General features: G+C 55.2%; 1 protein-coding gene. It reads left to right on the top strand.

The genetic code is table 11. The features are described 5' to 3' along the window. The coding region (locus H8L32_RS27345; RefSeq protein WP_186951017.1) for a hypothetical protein at positions 1–335 on the top strand (335 nt) is incomplete at both ends.

Below are 335 nucleotides of genomic sequence, written 5' to 3'. Positions count from 1 at the left end.
TGACGTACAAGTTGGTGCAGTCAACATCGGTGGCAACACTTCTGGTTCCTCCGCCAATGGCGTAGGCGGCACAGGCTATGAAACACTCACAGTCAACAGCACAGGCGCCAACAACTTCATCGGCACATTGAACCTGCCAATGGACACAGGCACAGCCGGTAAAGTCATCATCACTGGCAACACCAACCTGAACCTGGGTTCCACAACAAACGTCGTCAACGGCGCTGTTGGTACCATTGAATCCGTCAACTACCAGGGCGGCATCCTGCAAGCCTCCGGTCGTCTGGCTACAGTGGACGCATCCGCATTCACAGGCAACCTGACCATCAACCTCG

Origin of the sequence: Undibacterium hunanense, from assembly GCF_014284335.1 — a bacterium.
Lineage (GTDB): Bacteria > Pseudomonadota > Gammaproteobacteria > Burkholderiales > Burkholderiaceae_D > Undibacterium > Undibacterium hunanense.
Note: the sequence above shows the minus strand (reverse complement) of the source record. Positions and strands in the feature narration are given on the sequence as shown.